At 59.7% G+C, this 17072-nt stretch carries 17 protein-coding genes; 11 read left to right on the forward strand and 6 right to left on the reverse strand.

The genetic code is table 11. The features are described from left to right. Together VGP75_RS04740 and VGP75_RS04745 are read left to right on the forward strand one after the other, a co-directional pair. Nucleotides 1–259 (forward strand): RNA polymerase sigma factor (locus VGP75_RS04740; protein WP_327542561.1); only part of this gene is annotated, 259 nt, incomplete at its 5' end. Continuing rightward, a complete protein-coding gene (locus tag VGP75_RS04745; protein WP_327542562.1) occupies nt 256–2361 on the forward strand; it encodes a vWA domain-containing protein in 2106 nt (701 codons plus the stop codon). The genes VGP75_RS04740 and VGP75_RS04745, both read left to right, overlap by 4 nt. Nucleotides 2362–2394: 33 nt before the next feature. Here the strand turns inward: VGP75_RS04745 and VGP75_RS04750 are convergent, their stop codons facing one another. The 3 genes from VGP75_RS04750 to VGP75_RS04760 all read right to left on the reverse strand — a co-directional run bounded on the left by VGP75_RS04750 (nt 2395) and on the right by VGP75_RS04760 (nt 4418). Beyond that, nucleotides 2395–3396, reverse strand: coding sequence for a serine hydrolase domain-containing protein (locus tag VGP75_RS04750; protein ID WP_327542576.1), 1002 nt, complete (start codon nt 3394–3396; stop codon nt 2395–2397). A gap of 78 nt (nt 3397–3474) precedes the next feature. Further along, nucleotides 3475–3681 carry a WYL domain-containing protein gene (locus VGP75_RS04755; protein WP_327542563.1) on the reverse strand — a complete coding sequence of 69 codons (207 nt, stop codon included), beginning with the start codon at nt 3679–3681 and terminating at the stop codon, nt 3475–3477. Next, complete coding sequence (locus VGP75_RS04760; protein WP_327542564.1) at nt 3663–4418, reverse strand: hydroxypyruvate isomerase family protein; 756 nt, start codon at nt 4416–4418, stop codon at nt 3663–3665. The genes VGP75_RS04755 and VGP75_RS04760 overlap by 19 nt, the downstream gene beginning before the upstream one ends. Before the next feature lie 119 nt (nt 4419–4537). Between VGP75_RS04760 and VGP75_RS04765 the strand changes: the two genes are divergently transcribed. Next, nucleotides 4538–4729, forward strand: a complete 192-nt coding sequence (locus VGP75_RS04765; protein WP_327542565.1) for a hypothetical protein — start codon at nt 4538–4540, stop codon at nt 4727–4729. Nucleotides 4730–4744: 15 nt separating this feature from the next. On the opposite strand, the gene VGP75_RS04770 is transcribed toward VGP75_RS04765, so the two are convergent. Then, the gene (locus VGP75_RS04770; RefSeq protein WP_327542566.1) at nt 4745–5320 is read right to left on the reverse strand and encodes a DUF1285 domain-containing protein; all 576 of its coding nucleotides are present in this window, start codon (nt 5318–5320) and stop codon (nt 4745–4747) included. Between the two features lie 69 nt (nt 5321–5389). Here VGP75_RS04770 and VGP75_RS04775 point away from each other — a divergent pair, with 69 nt between their 5' ends. From VGP75_RS04775 to VGP75_RS04795, 5 genes are read left to right on the forward strand one after another with little or no spacing between them, the layout of a single operon-like run. Then, complete coding sequence (locus VGP75_RS04775) at nt 5390–6397, forward strand: AAA family ATPase (RefSeq protein WP_055294005.1); 1008 nt, start codon at nt 5390–5392, stop codon at nt 6395–6397. Continuing rightward, nucleotides 6394–7266, forward strand: a complete 873-nt coding sequence (locus VGP75_RS04780) for a DUF58 domain-containing protein (protein WP_327542567.1) — start codon at nt 6394–6396, stop codon at nt 7264–7266. The genes VGP75_RS04775 and VGP75_RS04780 overlap by 4 nt, the downstream gene beginning before the upstream one ends. Continuing rightward, complete coding sequence (locus tag VGP75_RS04785) at nt 7266–10019, forward strand: DUF4159 domain-containing protein (protein WP_327542568.1); 2754 nt, start codon at nt 7266–7268, stop codon at nt 10017–10019. Before VGP75_RS04780 ends, VGP75_RS04785 begins: the two co-directional genes overlap by 1 nt. A 1-nt stretch (nt 10020) precedes the next feature. Then, complete coding sequence (locus VGP75_RS04790) at nt 10021–12087, forward strand: hypothetical protein (protein WP_327542569.1); 2067 nt, start codon at nt 10021–10023, stop codon at nt 12085–12087. A 4-nt stretch (nt 12088–12091) separates the two neighbouring features. Continuing rightward, nucleotides 12092–13021 (forward strand): endonuclease/exonuclease/phosphatase family protein, encoded by a 930-nt coding sequence (locus VGP75_RS04795; RefSeq protein WP_327542570.1) that lies wholly within the window; start codon nt 12092–12094, stop codon nt 13019–13021. Here the strand turns inward: VGP75_RS04795 and VGP75_RS04800 are convergent. Together VGP75_RS04800 and VGP75_RS04805 are read right to left on the reverse strand one after the other, a co-directional pair. Further along, nucleotides 13018–13356, reverse strand: a complete 339-nt coding sequence (locus tag VGP75_RS04800) for a hypothetical protein (protein ID WP_327542571.1) — start codon at nt 13354–13356, stop codon at nt 13018–13020. The two genes, VGP75_RS04795 and VGP75_RS04800, sit on opposite strands and share 4 nt — an antisense overlap. Beyond that, entirely contained in the window at nt 13353–14051 is a 699-nt protein-coding gene (locus tag VGP75_RS04805; RefSeq protein WP_327542572.1) for a DUF599 domain-containing protein, read from the reverse strand. Before VGP75_RS04805 ends, VGP75_RS04800 begins: the two co-directional genes overlap by 4 nt. A gap of 90 nt (nt 14052–14141) precedes the next feature. Here VGP75_RS04805 and VGP75_RS04810 point away from each other — a divergent pair, with 90 nt between their 5' ends. The 3 genes from VGP75_RS04810 to VGP75_RS04820 all read left to right on the forward strand — a co-directional run. Continuing rightward, nucleotides 14142–15575: an FAD-linked oxidase C-terminal domain-containing protein gene (locus VGP75_RS04810; RefSeq protein ID WP_327542573.1), complete on the forward strand. Its 1434-nt coding sequence runs from the start codon at nt 14142–14144 to the stop codon at nt 15573–15575. Nucleotides 15576–15601: 26 nt separating this feature from the next. After that, entirely contained in the window at nt 15602–16705 is a 1104-nt protein-coding gene (locus tag VGP75_RS04815) for an FAD-binding protein (RefSeq protein WP_327542574.1), read from the forward strand. Then, nucleotides 16705–17072 (forward strand): 4Fe-4S dicluster domain-containing protein (locus VGP75_RS04820; RefSeq protein ID WP_327542575.1); only part of this gene is annotated, 368 nt, incomplete at its 3' end. The genes VGP75_RS04815 and VGP75_RS04820, both read left to right, overlap by 1 nt.

The raw sequence follows: 17072 nt of genomic DNA on the forward strand, positions 1-17072 counted from the left end.
AGCGACAACCGGCTGGGGCGACTGGGAAGTGAACCGCACCGCCGCCATCAAAGATACGACCGACAAACTGGACTGGCTGACGGCCGCAATGAACACACTCTCCGACGACCTGCGCGACACGCTTGCGCTTGTGCTTGACGACATGACCCACGCGCAGGCGGCCGAGGTGCTGCAAATCTCGGAAGGGACCGTCAGCTGGCGCATCTCTGAAGGAAAGAAAGCCCTGCGCGCCATGAAGGAACAGGAGGACATGGTATGACCGACGACCTGAATGACCTCAAAGCGATGATGCATGCGGCGACACCGCGCCCTGATGCGGCACGGCGCGCGGAAAATATTGCACTGGCGCAGAAAAACTTTGCAGCCCTCCAAGGATCAGCGCAGGCCGCGCGTCCCACTGCTGTAACCGGGCCGAAGGGCCTTTGGACAGGCGTGAAGACAATGCTGAGCACCATGACCACCAAAGGCGGCCTGACAGCCACCACCGCCCTTGTCGCATGCGGATTTCTTATCCTGACACCGCAAGGCCAGGACCTGCTGCGCCCGCCATCTGCGCCACAAATTACGGTGACCGAGTTCAATCGTGCGATCGTGCCGCCAGAGGCCGTGTCCGGGTCAGCCACGGTTGCTGCACCACGAGAGGACATATTTGCATCGCAGCCCCAGGATATTGCGACGGCACCTGCCGTTGATTTGACCCCCAACCTCAATACGGCGGATCGGTCACGCATCACCGCCAAGTCACTGCCACAAGTCACAGCGGACGCAGATATCTTGCAAGAGCAAGCGTCCGAAATTGCAGAAGGCATGACTGAAGGGCAGGCCATGGCGGCAACAACCATGCAAACATCGCGTGTGGCCCCTACGTTGAACGATGAACAGGCAATGCCTCGACTGGCTCCGGAACGCGTTGTTGTGGCACCACCGCCGCAGGCGGACGATGCCATGGTTTCTCCCGCCCCGTCGACCGAGAGCTTTGCCAACGCTGTAGCAAGCCCGCTCAAAATCACCGCCGAAGAGCCGGTTTCGACATTCTCGATTGACGTAGATACCGCCAGCTACGCGCTTGTCCGGTCGTCCTTGTCACGTGGTCAACTGCCACCGCGCGAAGCCGTGCGCATTGAAGAGATGGTCAACTATTTCCCCTACAACTATCCCGCCCCGGACGCGGGCGAAGCGCCCTTCCGTCCGACGGTGACCACCTTCCAGACGCCGTGGAATGCGGACACGCAGCTGGTGCATATCGCCTTGCAAGGCCGGATGCCCGAGATCGCAGAACGGCCCCCGCTCAATCTGGTGTTCCTGATCGACACATCCGGCTCGATGGATGATCCCGCAAAGCTGCCTTTGCTGAAGCAGTCTTTCCGGATGATGCTTGATCAACTGCGGCCGCAGGATCAGGTCGCGATCGTTGAATACGCAGGCAGCGCGGGGCAGGTTCTGGCACCGACTGCGGCAACCGAGCGGGCCGCACTCTTGCAGGCGATCCAGTCGCTGGGTGCGGGCGGGGCGACCAATGGCCAAGGCGGGCTGGAGCAGGCCTATCTCCTAGCCGAAGCAATGGCCGAAACCGGCGAGGTCAGCCGGATCATTCTTGCGACGGATGGCGATTTCAATGTGGGTCTGAACGACCCTGAAGCGCTTAAGACCTTTATCGCGGACAAGCGCGCGACCGGCACTTATCTCAGCGTGCTGGGTTTTGGCCGTGGCAATCTGGATGATGCAACGATGCAGGCACTTGCCCAGAACGGGAACGGAACGGCGGCCTATATTGATACGCTCTCCGAGGCGCAAAAGGTGCTTGTGGACCAGCTTTCGGGCGCGCTGTTTCCGATTGCAAGCGATGTCAAAGTTCAGGTTGAATTCAACCCTGGCAAAATCGCGGAATACCGGCTGATCGGTTATGAAACGCGCGCGCTGAGACGTGCAGACTTCAACAATGACGCCGTTGATGCCGGCGAGTTGGGCGCAGGCCATGCTGTCACCGCGATCTACGAGGTCACAACCGTCGGCAGCCCGGCACAGTTAAGTGATCCGCTGCGCTATGCCCCGAGCACGGTGGCAGAGACGTCAGATGAGCTTGGGTTTCTGAAACTGCGCTACAAAGCACCCGGCGAGGATGTGAGCCAACTAATTGAACTGCCAATCACCGGAAACGATGCACCAGGGACAGAGGCCAATTTCGCGGCTGCGATTGCAGGCTTCGGACAGCTCTTGCGCGGTGACGACCATTTAGGCGATTGGGGCTATGCGGATGCGATTGCACTTGCTGCGGCCAACCGCGGCGAGGATGCCTTTGGCTATCGCACCGAGGCCGTGCAATTGATGCGTTTGGCGCAAAGCCTGTCACGCGCTGAATGAAAGGTAAGGTGGATCTTGATCCACCTTACATCATCACCCCATCTGCGCCCGCGCAAGCGGCAGAATTTGCTGCTCGATCAGCCGCTGCAAATCTCCGAAATATCCACCACTGCGCGCAGGTCGCATCGGATCAGAGGTAATCGCCAAGGTCAGTGCGACCTGCGGGGCCACACAGATAATTTGCCCGCCATAGCCTCGCGCCAGCGCATAGTCGACGCCAGCACCGGCTCCCAAGAACCAGCCATACCCGTAATCCAGCCCCGAAAAGAGCGATTGTGTGCGCCGCTGCAACGACCGTTCTACCCAATCGGAACTGAGCACCCGCGCGCCGCCGAACTGGCCATTCAGCCGGTACATTTCGCCGAAACGGACCATCGCATCCAGAGTGAGCGCCATTTCATTACCACCCAGATACCGGCCCTGCGGGTCGCGCGTCCAAGCAGGAATATCAATGCCCAAAGGCTGGCCCAGCCGTTCCCGCGCCAGAGACAAGAGCGACTGGCCCGAGACCTCTGACAGCACGGCCCCCAGAATGTGGAACGAACCGGTCGAATAAAGCATCCGTGCCCCGGGTTCGGTCACGAAAGGGCGGGCCAGCGCGTTTGCGACCCAGTTGCTGCTGCTCACCCAGCCGCCATAGTTTTGCCCCGACGTACGCTCCAACCCCGCCTGCATCGTCACAAGGTTTTCAACCGTGATCCCCGCAACACGCGGATCAGCGCCGCGCGGGATCAAGCCGGGGACGACATCGCTCAGCCTTGCGTTGATGTCCGGCAATTCGCCGCGATCCAGCGCAGCACCTGTGAGGGCGGCGACAAAGGTCTTCGACACCGATTTGATCGGCACCGCCCGCTCCAGCCCTGGGCCGCGAAACCGCTCACGCAGAACGGTTTGGCCGGATTGCTGGATCATAACGGCGTGGAACTGGTCCAGCGCGCGCCCAGCATCCAGAACAGGTGCCCATACATTCGATTGCGCCAGCATGGGTGTTGCCAAGCTTGCGAGGCCACCCGCCAGAAATTCCCGCCGTTTCATCACGATACCAAACCCTTCACATCAGTATCTTGGTAGCTAATGCATCTGTCGGAAACCGCCACTAACAATCCTGTGCGATCAATGGCGATAGGCTTCGCTTTCGTAAAACGCGCGAAGGGTCTGGTGCTTTTCAGGCCGAAACCGGTCCGGTTCCTGCAAGGCCGAGATCCGGTCCAGACGGAACATCCCAAACCCTTCCCGCAATGCGCACCAGCACACAGCGGTCCAGACTTTGCCCCAGAACCACACACCCAAAGGCAGCCAGACTACGCGCCCGCCATCCACCCCAAACCGTCCTCGGTCGTCTGGCGCGGCTTGTATTCGCCTGAAACCCAACCCGCATAGCCTTGGGCATCGAGGCACGCAAAGAAGGCGGGATGATCAATCTCGCCTTGATCCGGCTCACCGCGATCCGGCATTTGGGCCACCTGCACATGGGCTGTGATATCGTGCATCGCGTCCCATGTGCCCAAGACATCGCCGGTGATCTTGGCGGCATGGAATGTATCGAATTGGAGCCGCAGGTTCGGCGCGTCAATCGCGGTGACAATCTCGCGGCCAAGATCAAAATCATTCAAAAAATACCCTGGCATCGTGTCATTGTTGATGGGCTCGATCGTCAGGCTTTGCGCAGGTGCCTCGGCCGCCGCCCAGCGCAGATTGTTGATGAAGGTCTCTTTTGCCGCCGCCCCTTTGGCCACACCTGCCATGATATGCAGATGTCTCGCCCCCAGCGTTTGCGCATAGCGCAACGCGCGGCGAAAGTCCCTTTTGAAGCGGTCTTCCAATCCAGGGATGGCTGCAAAGCCTTGCGGACCGCCAGTGTAATTGGGGGGCGGGCAATTGATCAGCGCCATCTGTAAATCATAGCGCCCCAAGGCATCGACGATATCCTGCGCATTCACATCATAGGGAAACAGCACCTCGACTGCGTCAAAACCCGCTTCTTTCGCGGCTTCGAACCGATCCAGAAAATCCAGCTCTGTAAAAAGCCACGTCAGGTTCGCAGAGAATTTTGGCATTGAATATCCTTACAGCTGTTCGCGGGCTTCTCCGGCACATGACTGAAATTCATTACATTTTGCAAGGTAAGCTAAATGCACCTATTGTGTGAGGACGCGCTTACGATGGAAAGACCGAAATGAGACGTTTGATTAGCTTTATTGTGACGCTCTTGATGCCTCTCATTCTGATCGGCGGCGGCGGCGCGCTGACCGGATGGGGCATCACAAATGACTGGGCCACGGTTGCCTGGATCGGCGCGGCAATGGTCGTCGCTGGCGTCGTTTGGGGGCTGTTCCTGTTTTTGTGGGCCAGCAACGGATCGCTATAGGGCCGGGACCCATGTCTACTTCAATTCCGCTGACGGAATGATGGGAAAGAACATGCCCTGCGACGTCACACCGAACCATTCTTCGCCTTCGTGTTCGGCATGTTCACCGATATCCACCAAACGGTAGAATGACTTGCGGTCAATCAGGGCCTCAAGATTGGCGCGCACCAGCACATAGGGTGAAGGTTCGCCCGTTTCGGGATCACGGACCACGCGGATCGGGTGTTCTGGTCCGGCGATCATCCGGTCGCCCACATTGGTTTCAAATTCCAGACCATCGCCGCGCCGGTTGAAATCAACCGCGACAAATGGCGCGTCATCGACAGTGATCCCCACTTTCTCAACGGGGGTCACCAGAACGTAATCATCGCCATCGCGGCGCAGAATCGTTGAAAACAACTTCACAAGTTCGTGCCGCCCAATAGGCGTTCCCATGTAAAACCACGTCCCGTCACGGGCAATCCGCATGTCGATATCGCCGCAATCGGGCGGATTCCAAAGATGAACCGGTGGCAAACCGCCTTTTTGGACAGCACGTGCGCTACTTGCTAGGCTCTCTGCGGAAGGGGTCACAATCTTTTGTGTGGTCATTATTTTTGCCATTGGGTGTGATGGGATTATCTGTTCTCATGAATACTATAGTTCAACCGGAGGAAAGTCATGGCCGTAGAGTCCGATCTCGTCACCCAGATCGAAAACCTGGGTGAAAAGCTGGCGCAAGCCCGCACCAGCATTTCGGCCCGCTTTATCGGCCAGCCCCGTGTCGTGGACCTGACATTGACCGCACTGATCTGTGGCGGCCATGCCGTGCTGATCGGCCTGCCCGGTCTGGGCAAAACACGCCTTGTTGATACGCTTTCAACGGTGATGGGGCTAGATGGCAACCGGATACAGTTTACACCCGATCTGATGCCAGCGGATATCTTGGGCTCGGAAGTGCTTGAGACAGCCAACGACGGATCACGCAGCTTTCGCTTTATTGAAGGCCCGATCTTCTGTCAGTTGCTGATGGCAGACGAGATCAATCGCGCCTCACCACGCACGCAATCTGCCCTGCTGCAGGCGATGCAGGAAAAAGAAGTGACCATCGCGGGCGAGCACCGGCCTTTGGGTGTGCCGTTCCACGTGCTGGCCACGCAAAACCCGATTGAGCAGGAAGGCACCTACCCGCTCCCCGAAGCCCAGCTTGACCGCTTCTTGGTGCAGATTGATGTCCCCTACCCCGACCGCGCGACTGAAAAAGATATCCTGATCGCAACCACAGGTGTGGAAGATGCAAAATCGCAGGCGGTCTTTACCGCGCAGGAACTGCTGGATGCACAAAAACTGCTCCGCCGGATGCCTGTGGGTGACAATATTGTTGAAATGATCCTAGATCTGGTGCGCGCCTGCCGTCCGCAGGATGAGAACGCCCCCGATATCATCCGCCAGAATGTGAGCTGGGGTCCAGGCCCGCGTGCCGCACAGGCGCTGATGCTGACAGTCCGCGCGCAGGCGCTTCTGGAAGGGCGGCTTGCGCCGTCGGCCGAAGACGTGCGCGCAATGGCGGTGCCTGTCCTTGAACACCGGATGGCGCTTTCTTTCGCTGCACGTGCGCGGGGCGAGAGCATCCATCACGTCATCAATAGTGTTGCGGACCAGATTACATCGGTGGCCTCTGCCGCATGACCACCCCTTTGACCCTAAGATCACAGGCCGAGGCGCTTGCCGCCCCGCTGCCACCGCTTCTTGCGGAGGCGGAGCACCTTGCTTCGACTGTGCTTTTGGGGGATCACGGCCGCCGTCGCGCGGGCACAGGGGACACTTTCTGGCAGTACCGGCCTGCACAGGCCCATGATGAGGCGCGCAGTATCGATTGGCGGCGCTCGGCCCGTTCGGACGCAAATTTCGTACAGGACAAGGAATGGCAGATCGCCCAGTCGATCATCCTCTGGGTCGATCAGGCGGCATCCATGTCTTTTCGCTCGGATGAGAACCTGCCGACCAAGGCTGCACGCGCGCGCACCCTGGGTCTGGCCTGCGCGATCTTGCTGATCCGTGGGGGCGAACGTGTTGGTCTGACCGGGCTGCGCCTTCCGCCGCGTCGGGGCGAAGCACAACTGATGCAGATGGCAGAGCTTTTGTCCCGCCAAGAAGAGACCGATTATGGCGCGCCCGAAGCGCAAGGCATGCTGCCCCACTCGCGCGCCCTCTTTGTCAGCGACTTTCTGGGTGACATCAAACCCATCGAAGAGGCCCTTCTGCGGGCCGCAGACCGCGGTGTCGGTGGGGCGCTGTTGCAGGTGCTCGATCCGCAGGAAGAGGCGTTTCCATTCGACGGGCGCACAATTTTTGAGAGCATGTCCGGCGCATTGCGGCATGAAACGCTGAAAGCCGGCGATCTGAGATCCCGCTATCTGGACCGGCTGGCCGAGCGCAAAGACCGCTTGCAACAACTGGCGCGTATCACGGGGTGGCGGTTCCAAACGCATCACACCGGCGAAAGTGCGACAAACGCGCTCTTGTGGCTTTACGGCGCCTTGGAGCGTAACACCTGATGTGGTCGATCGGATCCATAGGGTTTGCGGCACCTTGGTTGCTGCTGGGGCTGATTGCCCTGCCGATCTTGTGGATCCTGTTGCGCGCCGTGCCACCGGCCCCCGTCAAGCGGCGCTTTCCCGGCGTGGCCTTGTTGCTGGGTCTTACAGATGACGAAAACCAGACCGACCGCACCCCATGGTGGCTGTTGTTGTTGCGCGTCTTGGCTGTCGCGGCGGCGATCATCGGTTTTGCCGGTCCGGTGCTTAATCCGCAGAACGCCCGTGAAGGCACCGGTGATCTGGTGATCCTGCTGGATGGCTCTTGGGCGGGTGCGAGTAACTGGCAAAGCCGGATTGACCGCGTGGACACATTGCTGGTCGAAGCCGCCCTTGCCGACAGGCGCACAGCGGTGATCAATCTCAACGACCTTCCCGTTGGGGATGTTCCCTTCGCTGCCCCCAGCACGTGGCGCAACCGCCTGCCCAATATCCTGCCGCAACCGTGGCAACCCCGCGATGCTGCCGAATGGTTTGCGCAAAGCGACGCAGCCTTTGAAACCTACTGGATTTCGGACGGGCTGGACTGGGACGGGCGCACCGATCTTTTGGCAGAACTGGAATCCCGCGGGTCCGTGACCGTGTTTCAGACGCCGCGTCAGACCATCGGCCTGCGTCCCGCCCGCTTTGAAAACGGAGAGGTCATTGTGTCTGCAACGCGCTCACCCATCGGCAACCCGCTTGAGACATCAATCACCGCTGTCGGGCTGGACCCTGCGGGTGTCGAACGCCAGTTGGTGACAGTCCCGATGGTTTTCAACGCGGGAGAACCCGTGGCGGAGACCGTCATGGTGCTGCCGCCCGAACTGCGCAACCGGATCACCCGGTTTGAGGTCACAGGCACCCGCTCTGCCGGTGCCGTCAGCCTGACCGATGATGCGCTCAAACGGCGCGAGGTCGCGCTGATTGCAGGGCGCGATGATCGGGAAGGGCTCGAGCTTTTGTCGCCGCTCTATTACCTGCGCGAGGCGCTTGAACCCACTGCCGATATCATCGACGGAACACTTGCAGACATTCTGCTGGCCAACCCCGATGTCATCATCCTTGCCGATGTGGCAAGCCTTGCGGGCAGCGAAAGCGAAACGGTCCTTGAATGGGTCGAAAACGGCGGCATGTTGCTGCGCTTTGCTGGACCGCGGCTTGCCGCGTCAGATCAGGGGCGCAACCAGATTGATCCGCTCTTGCCCGTGCGCCTGCGTTCGGGCGGGCGGTCTGTCGGTGGCGCGATGAGTTGGGGCGAACCCAAGACATTGGCGCCTTTTTCGTCGGAAAGCCCGTTTTTCGGACTGCCCATTCCTGATGATGTGACCGTCACCTCTCAGGTGATGGCCCAGCCCGACCCGACACTGGCCGACCGCGTGATCGCGCAGCTTTCTGACGGCACCCCTTTGGTGACACGCAACCTTGTGGGTGAGGGACAGATCGTTCTCGTCCATGTCACCGCAAATGCGGAATGGTCGACACTGCCGCTGTCGGGGCTTTTTGTGCAAATGCTGGAACGGCTTGCTGTCTCGACACGCCCCACGAACCCCGATGAAACGGAACTGGCAGGCACCACATGGCTGCCGAACGAAGTGATGGATGCCTACGGGCGACTGGAGGATGGTAGCGCCTTGCCCGGTGTCGCCGGAGAAGTGCTGGCAGGGCGCGTGCCGGGGCCAGACCTGCTGCCCGGTCTTTATACCGGTGCTGACCGTCAAATTGCGGTCAATGTGATCGACACCGAAACCGTCCTGAATGTGGCGCAATGGCCCGCCCGCATTGCGGTGGAAGGTATGCAGATTGTCCGTGAAACGGCACTCAAAGGTTGGCTGCTGAGTGCGGCGGTCATGCTGTTGCTGATTGACGTCATTGCCTCCCTCGCCGTTGGCGGGCGCTTGCGAGGTCCGCGTGCCGATGTCGCTGCCGCCCTCGCCCTGCTCTTGATGTGGGCACCGGAAGCGCAGGCGCAATCGGCGGATGACTTCGCTCTGCGCGCCACATCCGAGGTGGTCCTCGCACATGTCCTGACCGGCGACGCGGAGACTGACAGGATCGCGGAAGCAGGGCTTTTGGGTCTCTCACAAACACTCTTCCGGCGCACCTCGATTGAACCCGCCGCCCCTATTGGTGTGAATATCGAAACCGATGAGCTCGCGTTTTTTCCCTTCCTCTACTGGCCCGTGACCGCCGACCAACCGCTGCCCAGCCGCGACGCTTATGCGAAACTGAACCGCTATCTGCGCACCGGTGGCATGATCATGTTCGACACACGTGACAGTGATAGTGCGCGCTTTGGCTCGGGTTCACCCGAGGGTCAGAAACTACAGGCGATTGCCCGCTCGCTGGATATCCCCGCCATCGAACGGATCCCGCCTGATCACGTGCTGACGCGCACCTTCTATCTGTTGCAGGATTTCCCCGGGCGCTATGCCAGCCGCGATGTCTGGGTTGAAGCCGCCCCCATCAACGCCGAGCAGATCGAGGGAATGCCGTTCCGCAATCTCAACGACGGTGTGACGCCCGTGATCATCGGCGGCAATGACTGGGCGCGTGCCTGGGCTGTTGATGAGGCCGGACGCCGCATGTTCCCCGTCGGGCGCGGCATGTCGGGCGAGCGCCAGCGCGAAATTGCGCTGCGGTTCGGGGTGAATGTGATCATGCATGTGCTGACCGGAAACTATAAGTCGGATCAGGTCCATGTGCCTGATCTGCTTGACAGGCTGGGGCAATGATATGACAGGCACCCTGCTTCTTGATCCGCTGATCCCGCTTTTGGCCCTTTACGCGGTAGCCGCTTTGGTGGCCCTTGCCGTGGCGCTTGCCGTTTGGCGGCGCCTGCCGGGGTGGTGGTTGCGCGGGCTGGCGGGGCTGGCTTTGCTGGCCGCCATTACGAACCCCAGTATCCAGCAGGAAGATCGCGAACCGCTGAGTGATATTGTCCTGATGGTTGTCGATGAAAGCGCCAGCCAGCGCATCGGCACGCGCCCTGACCAGAACGCTCAGGCAATTGCCAATATCGAGGCCGAGATTGAACGCCAGCCTAACACCGAACTACGCGAGGTATCGCTTGGCGACGGTGAAGGCGATTTGGGCACCACGCTCATGACGGCCGTGTCGCAGGCCTTGGCTGAAGAACCTCAGGCGCGTATCGCAGGCATTATCCTCGTTTCGGACGGGCGCTTGCATGACCTTGAACGCGCCCCTGCCTTGCCTGCGCCGCTGCATATGCTGATGACCGGCGCGCCTGATGATTGGGATCGGCGGCTTGTCGTCCGGAACGCACCGGCCTTTGCCATCCTTGGCGAAGAAGTAAACCTGACCCTGCGGATCGAAGATCAGGGTGCCGCGCCAGAAACCGCATCCGTACCTTTGTCGATTTCGATTGATGGGGAACCACCGCTGACAGTACAGGTTCCGGTTGGTCAGGACATTCAATTGCCCATCACGCTGCCCCATGGCGGCATGAATGTGCTGCAATTCGAAATCCCCACCGCCGAGGGCGAATTGACCAACCGCAACAATGCGTCAGTGGTGCAAATCAACGGCGTCCGCGACCGACTGAGCGTTCTGCTGGTCTCGGGCGAGCCGCATCCGGGGGAACGCACATGGCGCAACCTGTTAAAGTCGGATGCATCCGTGGATCTGGTGCATTTCACCATTCTGCGCCCCCCTGAAAAGCAGGACGGTGTGCCGGTCAACGAACTTTCGCTGATTGCCTTTCCCACGCGCGAATTGTTCCTCGAAAAGATCAACGACTTCGACCTGATCATCTTTGACCGCTACCGCCGCCGCGGCATTCTGCCCAGCGCCTATCTCGACAATATCCGCTCTTACGTCGAACAGGGTGGCGCGGTACTTATCTCATCAGGTCCCGAATATGGCTCTGCTGAAAGCATATATCGCTCGCCTCTGGGGCAGATCCTGCCGGGTGCACCGACAGCCCGTGTCTTTGAAGAAGGGTTCGTGCCGCAGATCACCGATCTTGGTGCGCGCCATCCTGTGACCGAAGGTCTTGATGCGCTGTCACCGAACCCGGATGGCGAAGGCCCGGGGTGGGGGCGGTGGTTCCGCCTGGTTGATGTGCTGGTCCCGCAAGAGGCGATGACCGTCATGTCCGGCCTTGATGAGCGCCCGTTGCTCACCCTGAACCGCGTTGGCGAAGGCCGCGTGGCGCTGATGGCCTCGGACCATTCCTGGCTTTGGGATCGCGGCTATGAAGGTGGTGGGCCACAGCTTGAACTGCTGCGGCGTCTGGCCCACTGGATGATGAAAGAACCCGAGCTCGAAGAAGAGGCGCTTTGGGTCGAACCCGCAGGGCAAACGATGCGTATTATCCGGCGCACGCTTGATCTGGACACCGGTGATGTCGTGGTCACCCACCCCGACGGCACGGAAACCACGCTGCGGCTGGAAGAGGTTTCGCCGGGCCGGTTTGAAACGCTGTGGAATGCTCCGGAAATCGGTCTTTACCGTCTGGACGATGGCGAAGAAACCGCCGTGATCGCCCTTGGCCCATCTGCCCCGCGCGAGTTTGAACAAACCATCGCCGATAGCACATTGCTGGCGCCACTGATCGACAGCACACGCGGTGGTATCATGCCGATCTCGGACGGCAACATTGATATCCGAAGCGTGCGCGAAGGGCGGCCTGCCGCTGGACGCGGCTGGATCGGAATTACCCCGCGCGACGCCTTCCGGACAGCTGAAATCAGCGTCACACCGCTTTTGCCGGCTTGGGCGTTCCTGCTGCTTGCGTCGCTGTTGATGGTTGGCGCGTGGTTGCGCGAAGGGCGGCGGTAAAGCGTTGTTTTCGACTGCCCTGAAACTGGTTGGCGCAATTGCCCTTGCCTTGGTCACGCTTGTCGGCTGCCAGACACTCCGCCATTCGGGTATCACACCGCTGCAAGACCCCGCAACTGACACGCTTCGGGTTGCCACCTACAATGTGCACTACATTATCCTGTCGCGTGACACCGGCGCGTGGTCTTTGGCGGACTGGGACAGGCGCAAGACGCCGCTTGATCTGGCCTTCAAAGAAATGAACGCCGATGTGATCGGGTTTCAGGAAATGGAGAGCTTCGGCGGAGGTAATCAGGCCGATATCAATCTGACGCTGGATTGGTTGCTCCAGAATAATCCAGACTACGCCGCCGCTGCGGTTGGTGATCCGTCAGTCTTTCCTTCTACCCAGCCGATCCTTTATCGCAGCGATCGTCTGCGCTTGCTTGATCAAGGCTGGTTCTTCTTTTCCGACACGCCAGACGTGATCTATTCACGCACCTTTAACGGCTCCTATCCTGCCTTCACCTCTTGGGCGCAGTTTCGCGATCTTGCGACGGATGAGGTGTTTCGCGTCATCAATCTGCATACCGACTATGGCAGCCGGTCGAACCGGATGCAGTCTGTCGAACTGGTCGCCCAACGGATCGCACCGTGGATTGCAGCCGAAGAAACCCTGTTTGTTGTGGGCGACATCAACGCGCGCTTTGGCGACCCAGTGATGGATGTTCTGGAAGAAACAGGCCTGGAATTTGCGCCTGTCCAAGGCGCCACCTATCATCTCAACTGGGGACTGAACCTTTTTGCCGCGATCGACCACATCGCGCATATTGGCGATGCCACCCTCGCGGCGGAGCCCGTCGTCTTGCGGCAAAAATTTGCTGGCGAATGGCCAACAGACCATTATCCGGTGATTACGGATTACCGGCTGGGCGGGGCGCAGTCGCGGCCCTAGTTGCCCAAGACGACTTCGAACAGATCGTCGGACCATCCATCCACATTGCAGCGCGCACGGACATAAACCACCGTCGCCCCTTGCGGAATGATGACGCCTGACAAGGCACGCGTGAAGGGCTGTTCAGTCACATGCGGGTGCAGCAATTCGCGGACACCAAGACTGTTGCCAGCAGCATCCAGCACCTCCCATGCGTCGGCATAATGATCCCAGCCCGTGTCCGGATGCGCGAGCGTGACACTCACACGGTCCCCGCTGACCGTGACGTTTTCTATCACAGGGCTATCGGCAAGCGCAGGTCCCGCGATGAGAGCGAAGAGGAAAGAATACTTCATGCGTCATCTTGTAGCAGGATCTGGCGCGGCAGGGACGCAAATTCCCGTGACCATACAATCCAGACCACAGCAACCGTGGCAATGATCAAGGCGACCGCCCCCAAAAGCCACGCCAATGCGCCCAAGGCGAAATACATTGCCCGCAATCCGCGATTGAAATTCATCGCCGCACGGATGTTCAACTCTGCCGCCTGCGCCGCACGCGGATAGGCCAGCGGATCGTCAGGGTCATTCGGGACTGACGCCATTAGAACGGCGCAATAACCAAATATGCGATTGGACCAGACGAACTTGAGGAACGCATTGGTCAAAAACAACGCGACCAAAGCCAGCTTGAGTTGAAAGATCAAGACAGGCACGGCCATATCTGTCACCTCAGCCGCAACGCCGCGCAAAGGCTCGGTATTGCCGACCAGTGCCAGCACACCACCGATGGACAGCAGGCAACTCGATGCAAAAAACGCAGTACCCTGGCGCAAGCCCCCTAAAATCTGGCTATCGAAAATGCGCGGATCGCGGGTGACCATCACCTTCATCCAGTCGCGCCTGCGCTCTGACATCAAAACGGTGACCGAAGGGTGCTTTGCGCCCGGATGTTCAATCATCCAGCCAAGCAAGAGCCAAGACAGCACCAATATACCTGCTGCAATCCAATCGAGTGCGCTCAAAAGTGTCATGTGGTCCAATATGCGCATCGGTGGAAACCTATCCTCTTGTGTTCAGCCTTGCTATTTCTACAAATTGGTAATATCTTTTTACCAATCATTCGATCAGGGAGTCGCCTCATGCAAATGCCACAACCCAGCGCCAGCGTCATTCGCCGCAAAGACCAGATCGTGGCACGGCTATCCGAGGTGCTGCCCCGCGATGCTGTTATCTCGGATGAGCGCGAAACACGAGCCTATGAATGCGATGCGCTGACCGCATATAAGTGTCCGCCGCTCTGTGCTGTGCTGCCCTCTACCACCAAAGAGGTATCGGATGTCTTGCGGATTTGTCACGAATTGGGCGTGCCCGTTGTCCCGCGCGGGTCGGGCACTTCGCTGGCCGGTGGGGCTTTGCCCACTGCCGATTGCGTGATCCTTGGCGTGGCCAAGATGAACGGCGTGATCGAAACCAATTACGATGACCGCTATATCCGTGTGCAGACCGGACGCACGAACCTGTCGGTGACCGGCGCGGTCGAGGCTGACGGTTTTTTCTACGCCCCCGATCCGTCCAGCCAGTTGGCCTGTGCCATTGCAGGCAATATCGCGATGAATTCGGGTGGGGCGCATTGTCTGAAATACGGTGTTACCACGAACAACCTGATGGGTGTGACGATGGTGCTGATGGATGGCACCGTAGTAGAAATCGGTGGCGCGCATCTTGATGCGGGCGGGCTGGACCTTTTGGGCGTGATCTGCGGTTCCGAAGGCCAGCTTGGCGTTGTGACAGAGGCCACCTTACGCATCCTGCACAAACCCGAAGGCGCGCGCCCCGTGTTGATGGGCTATGACAATTCCGAAGTCGCAGGACAGGTGGTCACCGACATCATCAAGGCCGGCATTCTGCCCGTTGCCATCGAATTCATGGACCGCCCTTGTATCGAGGCGACCGAGGCTTTCGCCAAAGCAGGGTACCCGATGTGCGAGGCGCTTTTGATCGTCGAGGTCGAAGGATCGGACGCCGAAATCGACGCGCAACTGAAGCTGATCATGGAAATTGCCGCCAAACATAACCCCGTCGAATTGCGCGAAGCGAAAGACGCGGACGAAGCGGGCCGCATCTGGTTGGGCCGCAAATCCGCTTTTGGTGCAATGGGCCAGATCAACGATTACATGTGCCTTGACGGCACGATTCCCGTATCGTCCCTGCCTTTCGTGCTCAAGCGCATCGGTGAGATGTCGAAGGAATTCGGCCTTGATGTCGGCAACGTCTTTCACGCAGGTGACGGCAATATGCACCCGCTGATCCTGTTCGATGCCAATAAACCCGGCGATCTGGAACTGTGTGAAGAATTCGGCGCCGAGATTCTAAAGCTCTGCGTCGAAGTGGGCGGCTGCCTCACAGGTGAACACGGCGTGGGCATCGAAAAGCGTGATCTGATGAACGTACAATTCGCGCCCGCCGATCTTGAGGCGCAGATGGCCGTCAAAGACATCTTCGATCCCGCATGGCTTTTGAACGCTGCCAAAGTGTTCCCGCTGGACACGTCCCAGCCCCGCCGCGCCGCGTAAATTTCCCAAGATACAAGAAGATCGTCATGCAGCCCAAATCCGAAGAAGACCTGTCCCAGATGATCAAAGGGGCAAATGGCCCCTTGCGGATCACAGGCGGCGGCACGCGGCCCATCGGGCAATGCGACGGTGAAGACCTCAGCACAGCGGCCATGAGTGGCATCAGCCTCTATGAGCCCGGTGCGCTGACCATTGTAGCAGGTGCAGGCACGCCGATTGCCGAGATTGAGGAAACACTCGCGGCGGAAAACCAACGCCTCGCGTTCGAGCCGATGGACCACCGCCCGCTTTTGGGGACCAAAGGCACGCCAACGCTGGGCGGTATGGCTGCTGCGAATGTCTCTGGCCCGCGCCGGATTTCTGTGGGGGCCTGCCGTGATTTCATGCTCGGCGTGCGCTTTGTGGACGGACAGGGCACGATCATCAAGAACGGGGGCCGTGTGATGAAGAATGTCACCGGCTATGATCTGGTCAAGCTGATGGCGGGGTCCTACGGCACCTTGGGCGTCCTGACAGAAGTGTCGCTCAAGGTGCTGCCAAATGTCGAAACCACCGCGACGCTGCGCCTGCACGGCCTGACAGACCGGCAAGCGGTGCAGGCGTTGTCGGCTGCCTTGGGCTCTCCTTTTGAGGCGACAAGTGCTGCACATTTGCCAAAAGGACCCGATGGCGATCCGGTGACAATGCTGCGTATCGAAGGGTTTGAGGCGTCGATCAAATACCGCGCAGAGCAGTTGCAGGCGCTGCTGAAACCTTTTGGCGCTGTTGATGTCGCATGGGACGATGCCGCGGCATGGACGGCCATCCGCGATGTCACCGCATTTGCCGATCAGCCTGGGAATGTCTGGCGCATTTCGGCCAAACCCTCTGCCGCGCCGGAACTGGTGGCCAAACTGGACGCAACGACCGTGCAATACGACTGGGGCGGCGGGTTGATCTGGGCGCTGGCCGATGAAGGCCGCGATCTGCGCGCCGCTTTGGGCGATTTTGACGGCCACGCCACGCTGATCCGCGGCCGTGCCGATGTACCAGCCTTCCACCCCGAAGTGCCCGCTTTGGCGGCATTGACCAACGGCCTGCGCGCCAAGTTCGACCCACGCGGCATTCTTAACCCCGGGATCATGAGCTGATGCAAACCACATTCACACCAGAGCAGCTGACCGATCCAGCGATCAAGCGGTCCAACGAAATCCTGCGGTCTTGCGTGCATTGCGGGTTTTGCACGGCCACCTGCCCGACCTATCAGGTACTTGGCGATGAACTCGACAGCCCGCGCGGGCGGATTTACCTGATCAAGGACATGCTCGAGAACGAGCGCAAGCCGGATGCAAAGACGGTCAAACACATCGACCGTTGCCTGTCCTGTCTGGCCTGCATGACAACCTGCCCGTCGGGCGTGCACTACATGCACCTTGTCGATCATGCCCGCGCCTATATCGAGAAAAACTATAGCCGCCCATGGTCGGACCGTGCCTTGCGCTGGATTCTCGCACGTAT

The sequence above is a fragment of the Yoonia sp. genome, assembly GCF_036007805.1.
Classification (GTDB): domain Bacteria; phylum Pseudomonadota; class Alphaproteobacteria; order Rhodobacterales; family Rhodobacteraceae; genus Yoonia.

Coding starts and splice junctions, on each gene's coding strand:
- VGP75_RS04810 (WP_327542573.1), top strand. CDS start 14,142: ATGCAAATGCCACAACCCAGCGCCAGCGTCATTCGCCGCAAAGACCAG.
- VGP75_RS04745 (WP_327542562.1), top strand. CDS start 256: ATGACCGACGACCTGAATGACCTCAAAGCGATGATGCATGCGGCGACA.
- VGP75_RS04800 (WP_327542571.1), bottom strand. CDS start 13,356: ATGAAGTATTCTTTCCTCTTCGCTCTCATCGCGGGACCTGCGCTTGCC.
- VGP75_RS04805 (WP_327542572.1), bottom strand. CDS start 14,051: ATGCGCATATTGGACCACATGACACTTTTGAGCGCACTCGATTGGATT.
- VGP75_RS04750 (WP_327542576.1), bottom strand. CDS start 3,396: ATGAAACGGCGGGAATTTCTGGCGGGTGGCCTCGCAAGCTTGGCAACA.
- VGP75_RS04770 (WP_327542566.1), bottom strand. CDS start 5,320: ATGACCACACAAAAGATTGTGACCCCTTCCGCAGAGAGCCTAGCAAGT.
- VGP75_RS04765 (WP_327542565.1), top strand. CDS start 4,538: ATGAGACGTTTGATTAGCTTTATTGTGACGCTCTTGATGCCTCTCATT.
- VGP75_RS04780 (WP_327542567.1), top strand. CDS start 6,394: ATGACCACCCCTTTGACCCTAAGATCACAGGCCGAGGCGCTTGCCGCC.
- VGP75_RS04775 (WP_055294005.1), top strand. CDS start 5,390: ATGGCCGTAGAGTCCGATCTCGTCACCCAGATCGAAAACCTGGGTGAA.
- VGP75_RS04815 (WP_327542574.1), top strand. CDS start 15,602: ATGCAGCCCAAATCCGAAGAAGACCTGTCCCAGATGATCAAAGGGGCA.
- VGP75_RS04760 (WP_327542564.1), bottom strand. CDS start 4,418: ATGCCAAAATTCTCTGCGAACCTGACGTGGCTTTTTACAGAGCTGGAT.
- VGP75_RS04790 (WP_327542569.1), top strand. CDS start 10,021: ATGACAGGCACCCTGCTTCTTGATCCGCTGATCCCGCTTTTGGCCCTT.
- VGP75_RS04785 (WP_327542568.1), top strand. CDS start 7,266: ATGTGGTCGATCGGATCCATAGGGTTTGCGGCACCTTGGTTGCTGCTG.